General features: G+C 58.9%; 9 protein-coding genes. 3 read left to right on the top strand and 6 right to left on the bottom strand.

Going from position 1 to position 10,000, the window contains the following annotated elements; translation table 11 throughout:
* The coding region (locus LDL37_RS10170) for a TonB-dependent receptor (RefSeq protein ID WP_290797618.1) at positions 1 to 330 on the top strand (330 nt) is incomplete at its 5' end.
* A gap of 225 nt (positions 331 to 555) precedes the next feature.
* Positions 556 to 1,785, top strand: coding sequence for an MFS transporter (locus LDL37_RS10165; protein WP_290797616.1), 1,230 nt, complete (start codon positions 556 to 558; stop codon positions 1,783 to 1,785).
* Here LDL37_RS10165 and LDL37_RS10160 read toward each other — a convergent pair whose 3' ends face one another.
* The 6 genes from LDL37_RS10160 to LDL37_RS10135 all read right to left on the bottom strand — a co-directional run bounded on the left by LDL37_RS10160 (position 1,786) and on the right by LDL37_RS10135 (position 9,494).
* Complete coding sequence (locus LDL37_RS10160) at positions 1,786 to 2,802, bottom strand: substrate-binding domain-containing protein (RefSeq protein WP_290797612.1); 1,017 nt, start codon at positions 2,800 to 2,802, stop codon at positions 1,786 to 1,788.
* A gap of 76 nt (positions 2,803 to 2,878) precedes the next feature.
* A complete protein-coding gene (locus LDL37_RS10155; protein WP_290797609.1) occupies positions 2,879 to 3,193 on the bottom strand; it encodes a metalloregulator ArsR/SmtB family transcription factor in 315 nt (104 codons plus the stop codon).
* Positions 3,194 to 3,295: 102 nt separating this feature from the next.
* On the bottom strand, positions 3,296 to 5,548 hold the full coding sequence (locus LDL37_RS10150) for a hypothetical protein (protein ID WP_290797606.1): 2,253 nt from the start codon (positions 5,546 to 5,548) through the stop codon (positions 3,296 to 3,298).
* 207 nt (positions 5,549 to 5,755) lie between these two features.
* A complete protein-coding gene (locus LDL37_RS10145; RefSeq protein ID WP_290797603.1) occupies positions 5,756 to 6,325 on the bottom strand; it encodes a lipocalin family protein in 570 nt (189 codons plus the stop codon).
* Between the two features lie 69 nt (positions 6,326 to 6,394).
* A complete protein-coding gene (gene pdeM, locus LDL37_RS10140; RefSeq protein ID WP_290797600.1) occupies positions 6,395 to 7,063 on the bottom strand; it encodes a ligase-associated DNA damage response endonuclease PdeM in 669 nt (222 codons plus the stop codon).
* A complete protein-coding gene (locus LDL37_RS10135) occupies positions 7,047 to 9,494 on the bottom strand; it encodes a ligase-associated DNA damage response DEXH box helicase (protein ID WP_290797597.1) in 2,448 nt (815 codons plus the stop codon). Before LDL37_RS10135 ends, pdeM begins: the two co-directional genes overlap by 17 nt.
* A gap of 75 nt (positions 9,495 to 9,569) precedes the next feature.
* Between LDL37_RS10135 and LDL37_RS10130 the strand changes: the two genes are divergently transcribed.
* A partial coding sequence (locus LDL37_RS10130; RefSeq protein ID WP_290797594.1) for an MBL fold metallo-hydrolase occupies positions 9,570 to 10,000 on the top strand: 431 nt, incomplete at its 3' end.

The raw sequence follows: 10,000 nt of genomic DNA, 5'->3' as shown, positions 1-10,000 counted from the left end.
CCGCGTCGTCAGGCCGAGTGGGTGTTCCAGTTCACGCCGACCTACAAGATGGACAAGCTGGAATTCGGGGCGAACTTTGTCGGCACCACCGACGCCTATGCGCAGGACGACAACCAACTGGTCATGCCGGGTTATGTGCAGACCAACCTGTTTGCCGATTACAGCCTGACGGACGACTTGACCGTTTCGCTGAACGTCAACAATGCCTTTGACGTCCTGGGGATCACCGAGGTTGAAGAAGGCGCGATCACCGACAATGCGACCAACTATGTGCGCGCCCGCGCCATCAATGGCCGCACCTCGACGATCAGCCTGAAGTATCGGTTCTAAAGCCTCATGCCAAAAAGTGGGTACCATTTTTTGGATAAACATGAGGCGTCAAAAAAGCCTCATGCCAAAAAGTGGGCACCACTTTTGGGATACACATGAGGCGTCAAAAAATGCCTTAGCGTGAAGGCATCGGGAGCGGGTCGCATCCCCTCTGCGGCCCGCTTCCGTTCTTTTTCTCGCCTACGGCTTCTGAACGTATAACAACAAAATACAGGGAACCGCTCCATGACGACATCTGCGCCGCATCTGGCCCGCCCGGCCAATATCGCCCTGATTACCGGGCTGACCTATCTGATGTTCATGATGTTCGCCATGACGACGGACGCGGTGGGGGTTATCATCCCCGAAGTCATCCGCGATTACGGCCTGAGCATGACCGAGGCGGGGGCGTTTCATTACGCCACCATGGGCGGCATCGCCATTGCCGGTCTGGGGCTGGGGTTTCTGGCCGATCGTCTGGGGCGCAAATGGACGATCATTCTGGGGCTGAGCCTGTTTGCGCTGAATTCCTTCCTGTTTGCCGTCGGCAATGATTTTCTCTTTTTCGCCTGTCTGTTGTTCATTTCAGGTCTGGCCATCGGGGTGTTTAAAACCGGAGCCCTGGCCCTGATCGGCGACATCTCCACCTCCACCGAAAGCCATACGCGCGTCATGAATATGGTCGAGGGCTTTTTCGGCGTGGGCGCCATCATTGGCCCGCTGATCGTTACCCAGCTTCTGGTGTCGGGCGCGTCGTGGAAGTGGCTCTATGTGATTGCCGGGACGCTGTGTACACTGCTGATCATAACGGCCTTTGTGGTGCGCTATCCCGAACGGCAGAGGAGCGCGAGCGACACTTTCAGCCTGAAGGCTTCGCTGGGCCTTGTGCGTGATCCCTATGCTCTGGCCTTTTCGGCGCTCGCCATGCTCTATGTCGGGGTGGAAACCGCCATCTATGTGTGGATGCCGACCCTGCTCAAAGGCTATCAGGGCCCGGCCGTGTGGCTGGCGCTGTATGCGCTCAGCGTCTTCTTCGTGCTGCGCGCCGCCGGGCGTTTTCTGGGGGTGTGGATGCTGGCGCGCCTGAAATGGACGCTGGTCCTGCTGCTGTGCGCTGGGGCCATTCTGGCCTGCTTCGTGGCGGCCCTGATCGGCGGGCAGGCTGTGGCGGTCTATAGCCTGCCCCTGTCGGGCCTGTTCATGTCGGTCATGTACCCGACGATCAATTCCAAGGGCATATCGGGCTTCCGCAAGGCGCAGCATGGCGCGGCCGGCGGCGTGATCCTGTTCTTCACCTGCCTCAGCGCCGTCGTCGCCCCTCTGGCCATGGGGGCGGTGTCGGATGTCTTTGGCGGGGCGCAGTACGGGTTTGTGCTGGCCACCGGTCTGGCTCTGATCCTGTTTGTGGCGCTGGTCTTCAACCACCGCCGCGACCCGGCCGGCGCGCGTCTGAACGCGCTTAATGCCGAGTACTGATCAGGTTGAGGCCCGCTCGATCAGTCCGGCGGCCAGAACGGCGGACGAGGTCTTTTCTCCCGCCAGCCGCCGGAACAACAGATCGACCATCAGTTGCGCCCCCAGCCGAAGGTCCTGCTTTACGGTGGTCAGGGCCGGGGACATAGTCTTCGACATGGCAACATCGTCGAAACCACACACAGCCACATCCTCCGGCACGCGCCGCCCGGCATCGCTCAGGGCGTGGATGGCGGCCAAGGCGATGACGTCCGACGCCGCAAAGATGGCATCGAAGCGCCGACGCGAAGCGACCAGCCCCTTCACCGTCTCATAGGCTGAATCCGGCGTGAAGTGCGTCTCGATGATCTGCGCGGGGGTAAGTTTATGCCCGGCCAGAGCCAGCCCCTCGCTAAAGCCTTTGAGACGCGCCGCCACTTCGGGCACCTGAGCGGGTCCAAGGAACAGGATTTGCTTGCGGCCCTTGCTCAGCAGATGCTCCGCCGCCAGCCGTCCGCCGTGGACATTGTCCACGCCGACCGAGCAGTAGCCCTGATCCGGTAACCGTTCGCCCCACACCACCATCGGGTTATAGTGGGCCGAGATGGCGTTGATTTCGTCGTGCTGATCGCTTTGCCCCAGAACCAGCATGGCATCGAAGCGGTGCGACTTCACCAGCGAATTCAGCCAGCCGCTTTGCGGTGAGAGATTCTTGGAAAACAGCAGGTCATAGCCGCGACGAAACACCTCTTCGGAGAGGTAACCGACCAGTTCGAGCAGGAACGGGTCGGTCATCTGCTGACCGGTTTCGTGGCCCAGCGGCAGAACCAGACCAATGGTGCGCGTTGTCTGCATACGCAGGTTGCGCGCCGCCTGATTGACGGCGTAGCCGTGCGCTTCGGCGATAGCGATGATGCGCTGCTTTTGCGGCTCCGGCACCAGCGGACTGTCGGCCAGGGCGCGCGAAACGGTGGCCAGAGACACTTCGGCCAGACGCGCAATGTCGGTCATCTTGACTTTGGCGGGGAGGGTGTCGGTCATGGCAAATCGATCCTGAAACGCAAAGACTAGAGGCATTTGGCCTCTGTTTCAATGTCTTATGCAGGGATTTCGGCGTTTACGCCTTGGGGCCATAGACCTCGCACAGGGCCTCTATCACCTTCTGTGTTGCCGGATCGCCCAAGGCGTAGTAGATGGTCTGACCGTCACGGCGCGTGGAGACCAGATGTTCCGCCCGCATCTTGGCCAGATGCTGTGAGGTGCCGGCAATAGGCTGCCCCAGATAGTCGGCGAGATCGGAAACGCTGGCCTCACCCTCAAAAAGCCGGCAGAGGATCATCAGGCGGGGCTCGCTGGCCAGAAGCTTGAGCATCCTTGTCGCGCGCTGCACATTGGGCTTCAGATTTTGCAGGTCCTGCGCGGTGACGGTCATGACTCAAATTTTCTTTCTACGCATTTGAGTTATCAATAGTATCTGGATAGTTATTCCGGCTGGGATTGGGTTCGAATAGCCTGTTCTAAAATTTCGGCAACGCTAATCCGGCCGTAATCGGGCATCCCTGATGTTTTCGACTATGTGGCGTATTTCGTCATAGATGACCGTCCAGTCCACGTCGAAATTGGCACGGTCCTTCATACCCGACGGCCCGTCATCCATATCCCGAATATGTTCACGGCCGATATACCGCATAGGGACCTGATTTTCACGAAAATAACTGTATAGATAGCCATTAAGATGGTCAGGCGCCAAAAAGGTGCGATTGGAAAATCCTACGCCGGGCTTATTGGCAATCCATCTGACCTTGGCCAGACCTGCACCGATCGGGGCAATAAAGGCGTCGCAGTGACAGCAAAGCAGGAGGCTTTCAAAAATACTGCACCCTATAGAATTCCAAATCTGTACATTGGGGCAACCCGCTATGATAGCGGTTGCAATCGCCTCTTCATCCTGAACAGACATGGGTAGTGCGGTCGACGTGCCATCGGCTGCCGCATTCAACCCATCTATGATGACGCGCAAGTTCGGATAATGCTGAGCCAACGCGTTGATAATTTGAATATAGCCCTCTGTCTGCGTCTCCCAGCTTCGGTTGCCCGTTCTGAGAGTAATCATCAGTATCGGACCATCACTATCGCAAAAACGCCTCACCGCATTCTTGAAATCCGCAGCCAGCTGCGTGTCACAAAAGCGAACGATACGGCCCGCGAGATCTTCAGACACATGACAGTTACGAACACTGTATAGGGTGCTTTTGTGTTCAAGCATTAACCGGAATAAATCCAGGTCTGTGTTGAGTTTTACGACCTTTCCTGCCTGCTCACATTCCTTTTGATACAGAGCTGAGACACCACCAAAAAAGTGGCAATTATTGTAAGTTGTTATGATATCGAGACTTTCGGGATCAACCATTTCAAACAGTGGCGACCAGCCTGAAATGATGTTCCAGATGTAGTGCCCGATATGTCCCATCGCCGACTCGGCTAACATAATCGTGCGTTCGGGTGTATTTAAATAGTCCTGTACCGCTTCGAAATGCTGGACCACCCGTACCAAGGTACGACTAAAATCCACGTCGCCTTTAGGGCGAATCTCAGAAGTGATCAGCACCTCCGACTCCGGAAACACCCATATCTGGTCAGACGGTGCGTAATTTATAGTCCGCTCCGACATGATGACGACCGCTTGACCGTTATGTCTGTGCAGAAAAACGTGCTCGTCCAGCGTATCCTTGCAGACCTGTACAGACCCGCTAAAGGGGCAAAGCACCGGTTTCCCGCCGGCTTTGATTCCGCAGGCTATGTCTCTTATACGAAAAGAGTAATCATAGGACAGATGTGGCAGTTGAGGCAGGCTTGACTGCATGGCGTGGCCCACGCCATTCGGCCCGTCACAAAGCGCAGCAATAAATACAGGCGACAAACCACAGCTCTTCGCTGTTGCGATCAGGGTTTTCTGGTCTTCTGTTGCACGAACCACCCGGAATTGTTTGACCCAATGACAGGCGAGGGTTGCCAAAGGGTATCTGCCTTTTTCAAAAGCCGCGGGCTCTCCCCGGAAAAAGGCCTTTATCACCTTGGAGAACAACCCAATTTCATCGCGTAACACCGACGGCACCCAGTCGCAGACAGGGCTGCGATCGTATATGGCACAATGGTCAAGGAAGACGGCGGCCCAATCGGGAAGGGGCACATCACTCGCAAAAGCCAGAGCCAGATACGCGTGGCCCGCGGCAAAATCGCCCCTGTCCGCCGCCTGCCGCCCCAGATAGGCCTGCAACAGGGCTGTTTTCACATCTGAGGGAGCCTGTGATTTGCCGAACACGGCTTCCAGCTCATCGATCCGCCCCAGTTGCAGAGCGATATGGGCCAGAATGAATAAGGTATGGCTGCCATAGACGTCACCAAACAGGTCGCTGGCCAGCAGGGTTTCAAAAAACGATTCTGAATTACCCATATTGAGGTAACAAACCGCCAGAATCTCGCTCAGAATATGGCGATCCGCATTGATGGGGGTTTCAATCAAACGGGCTTCCAGATAGTCCGCAGTGCGGGGATCGTCACCCGATATAAGCCGGTTGTGCGCGTCGCACAGCCACAAGGCCGTTTGGGTTTGATTTCTCAGTAAAAGCAGACAGTTGCCATCGAAAAAACTGAGAGCGGCCTCGACCTCCCATCCCGCACCTAATGGCGGCAGTGTCGTACCAAAGTGTAGCAAACGGACATGATCGCCGAGATTAAGCGTCAGCCTTTCCTGTTCGACGTTTATCCGTCGGTGAAACTGAAACATGCAGTTTAAATCCATTGGGTCTCAGGCTGCGAAGTAAAGCGCCCGTCTGAGCACGCTCTGGCTTCGTCCGTTATGAACAACCTGATACCCAAAGACCCTGAGAGCGTCGAGTGCAAAAGCCGGACCTCTGCCAGCGGAAAAACACGACACAATATGCGCCACCGACGACGCGCTCGCCCTGCCTGTTGAGCTTGTTTAAGCCGCAGGCTATCTCGCCATTGTCGGCGTCTGCGACGTCCAGCGGATAAGGTCGGTATTGTAGCCCAACTCACGCGCCCGGTTACGCAGGTCTTCGCGCACCTTGACGGCCGGTGACGGCGCGCGCGTCAGAATCCACAGATACTTGCCCGACGGCTCGCCGACGATCGACCAGCTATAGTCCTCGGCGTGATCGAGCACCCAGTAATCGCCGATATAGAATGGGCCGAAGAAGGAGACTTTCAGCTTGGCATTGCCGCTGTCGCTGACGATCTTCGCCTTGCCCTTCGACGACTTGCCCGGTTTACCCTTGCGCCAGCCGCAGGTGTTGAGAATGGTGATCTTGCCATCTTCGGCGAGGCTATACTGCGCCGTGACCTGATCGCAGTCCTTCTCAAAACGGTTCTCATAGCGCCCCAGTTCGTACCACAGGCCCAGATAGCGCGTGAGTTCCACCGGCCTGGCCGGTTGCGGCACGTTCGGATTGCCTACCGGCATGGCGGTGACGGCCTGAGCGCTGAGGGCCAGAAGTGCAGCAGAGGCGAGGGCGAGGGGCAGGGCGTAGTGGCGCGGTTTCATTGAGGTCTCCATATCTTCAGTCAGCGTGCCAGTGGACGTATAAGGATGCGATCCGACGGTGCGTGAGGTTCATGTGCGGATGGGCAGGATGGTCCGCCCATAAATCAGATAAGGGGTAAAGGCCTCACCCTGCGCCGCTTCGCTAAGGGCTTCATGCTGGATATCGAGCCCGCCGGTAAAGCTGCCGAAGGCGGGCAGGATCAGGCGTTTGCGGTTAAGCGCAAAGCATTTGCCGCTGACCTTGTGACCGCGCACGCGCGTGGTCAGCTTGGGGTGGAAATGGCCGATAATATGCGGCTGATCCGTCGGCTCGGCCTCGTGGCGAAAAGCGATGCCCTCCACCACATGATCGTCCACAAAGGTCAGGCTGTCGTCGCGGATCAGGCCGACATCGTGATTACCCTCGACCCACAGACACGACTCGACCGTGCCGCACAGGCTGAGCAAATGGCTTCGCGTGTGGGCCTCCAGCCTTTGCCACGCGCCGCGATCGTGGAAGCTGTCGCCAAGCAGAATAAGGGTGCGCGGCTGATAACGCGCGATCAGGGCTTCGAGGCGCGTTAGCGTGTCCAGCGTATCGTAAGGGGCGATGGCCGATCCGAACTGCGCCAGAAAGGTCGATTTTTCGAAATGCAGGTCCGATACGGCCAACAGGCGGTGCGCCGGCCACCACAGGGCCAGTTCGGCATCGAGCACCATCTTGTGCCCCGCAAACTCTACCTCAGCTGTCGAGGCCATCGACCACCTCCTGTATCAGGCGTTCGGCCGCCGCTTCGGCGCTTTCCTGCTGCAACAGGGCCTCGATACCGCCACCGGGCAGGCGCTCGGTCCGCACATCCAGAATAACGGGCAGGGACAGGGGCGAGGGACGGGGCAGGTCGCAAAAGGCGATCCGGTCGCGGAAGGTCAGGATGAGGTCGGTCAAACGGTCGAGGTCCAGAAGTTCGCGTTCGGCATCGGCGCGCGACAGCCGCAAAAGCACATGATCTGGCTCATACTTGCGCAGCACATCATAGATGAGATCAGTCGAAAAGGTTACCTGTTTCAGCGTCTTGCGCGCGGCATTATGATTCTGTTCTACCAGACCGGCAATGGTCGCCACGCGGCGGAAGGAGCGTTTGAGCATGGGCGAATCCGCCAGCCATTCCTCCAGTTCGTCGGCCAGAATATCGGTCGAAAACAGGTCATGGATCATGCCGTCGGTCACCTGTTCGACGCTGTTGATGGCCAGCCCGTAATCGGTGACGGTGAAACTCAAGGGATGAAGCTGGTGGCGTTCCATGCGTCGCGAAAGGAGCATCCCCAGCGTCTGATTGGCGCGCCGGCCCTCAAACGTATAGAGGACCAGCGTATAGAGCTTGCCGCGCGGAAAACTCTCGATCAACAGGTCCTGACGGTCGGGCAGGCGCGAAAACCGCGTTTGCAGCCTCAGCCAGTCGCGCACCTCTGCGGTTAGTTCGCTTAGCGTCGTCTCCGATTGCAACAGGCCGCGCACCCCGTCAGCCAGGAAGGTCGAAAGCGGCATCTGCCCGCCGGAATAGGTGGGTAATAATGGTTCTTTGGCGGCACTGGGGCGGGCATCGAGCGTCATGTCGTGGATGCGCTCAAAGGCCAGCACCTCACCGGCGAAGAAGAAGGTGTCGCCGGGTCGCATAGACTGTCCGAACTGCTCCTCGATTTCCCCCAGATACTTGCCGCCGCGTCCGTGCAGCCGCCGCACCTTGAGCTTTCCAGCCTCGATAATGACGCCGATATTCTGGCGATGACGGCGGGCGATCTGGGCGGAGGCGGGTACCCACCCCTGTGCGGTTTCGCTCAGGCGGTGCCAGCGGTCGTAGTTTCTCAGCACATAACCGCCATCGACGACGAAGCGGAACAGGGTCTCGAACTGCGCATAGCTCAGGTCGCGATAGGACCACGCAGTCCGGACAATGGCATAGAGGGCTTCGGGCCTCACCGGTGCGCTGCACGCCGCATTGAGGATGAATTGCGCCAGTACGTCCTGCGCCCCCGGCTGAGGGACATCGCCGTCGAGTTTCCCGGCGCGGATCGCGGCAATGGCCGCTTCGCATTCCAGCACCTCAAAGCGATTGGCCGGGCACAGAAAGGCCTTTGACGGCACATCGACGCGGTGGTTTGACCGGCCGATGCGTTGCAAAAGGCGGCTGACGCCCTTGGGTGCCCCGACCTGTATGACCAGATCGACATCGCCCCAGTCGATGCCCAGTTCAATGGCCGAGGTGGCGACCAATGCCCGCAACTTGCCGGCAGCCATCAGGCTGATGGTCTTCAGGCGCATCTCGCGCGTCAGCGAGGCGTGGTAGATGGCGATGGGCAGGGCCTCTTCATTGGCCTCCCACAGGAACTGAAACAACAGTTCGGCCTGCGCGCGGGTATTGACGAAGACGATGGCGGTGCGCGCCTTTGCGATCTCGGACAGGATTTCCGGCACCGCGTACTGCGCCATGAAGCCGTTATAGGGCGGCGCTTTGCGCGTCGGCAGGATAGCCACCTCCGGCGCGGCCTCGGCCATACCCAGGGTGCGGCTGTCGAGATGTTCGACGGCGTTAGCCTCGTGGCCCAGCCAGTCGCAGAACCGCTCAGGCTCGGCCACCGTGGCCGACAGCCCGATGCGGCGAAAGCCGGGACTGAAGGCCTCAAGTTGCGCCAGCGCCAGCGCGATCAGGTCGCCGCGCCGTGACGCCGCCACCTGATGGATTTCGTCAATAATGACGGCCTTGAGCGTGCCGAACATCTGGGCGGCCTCCGGATAGGAGAGCAGCAGCATCAGCGATTCCGGTGTCGTCAGCAGGATGTGCGGCGGCCTGGCGCGCTGGCGCTGGCGGCGATATTGCGACGTATCCCCCGTGCGGCTTTCAACGCTTACGGGCAGGCTAAGGGCCTCGATCATTGCCGTGACATTGCGTTCGATATCGTAATTTAACGCCTTCAGCGGCGAAATATACAGCGTATGCAAACCGTTTGGCCGCGTCTGCGTAATATCAACGAGGGACCCCAAAAACCCCGCCAGCGTCTTTCCGGTGCCGGTCGGCGCGGTCAGAAGCGTCGAACGACCGGCGGCAAAGCGCGCCGTCATCTCACGCTGATGCGGCAACAGGGTCCAGCCTTGCGAACTAAACCACGACTGGAAGGCATCAGGTATCGTCATGGGACGCTTTTAACGTGATCGGTCATAAAAAGGCAGTTATCCCGCCTCTTACGTTCAGGACCGCCGGGGTGATCAGTGACCCACCCGCGTGACTGGATCGAAGTGCGGCCGCAAGGCGTGTGGTGCCGGCCCGGTGACTTCTTTATCGACCCCATGCAGCCGGTCGAACGCGCCGTCGTGACGCACGGCCACGCCGATCACGCCCGTGCCGGTCATCAGCATGTGTTTGCGACGCCGGAAACCCTCGCCATCATGCGCAGCCGCTATGGCGACAACCATTTCAGCGAAGCCGAACACCCGCTGACCTATGGGCAAAGCGTTGACATCAACGGCGTGCGCCTCAGCCTGCACCCGGCGGGGCATATTTTGGGTTCGGCGCAGGCGCGGCTGGAATATGACGGAGCCACCATCGTCTTTTCCGGCGATTATAAACGCCGGGCCGATCCGACCTGCGCGCCGTTTGAGCCGGTGCCGTGCGATGTGTTTGTCACCGAGGCGACCTTTGC

The sequence above is a fragment of the Asticcacaulis sp. genome, assembly GCF_020217185.1.
Taxonomy (GTDB): domain Bacteria; phylum Pseudomonadota; class Alphaproteobacteria; order Caulobacterales; family Caulobacteraceae; genus Asticcacaulis.
This window is presented reverse-complemented; position numbering and strand designations above follow the sequence as displayed.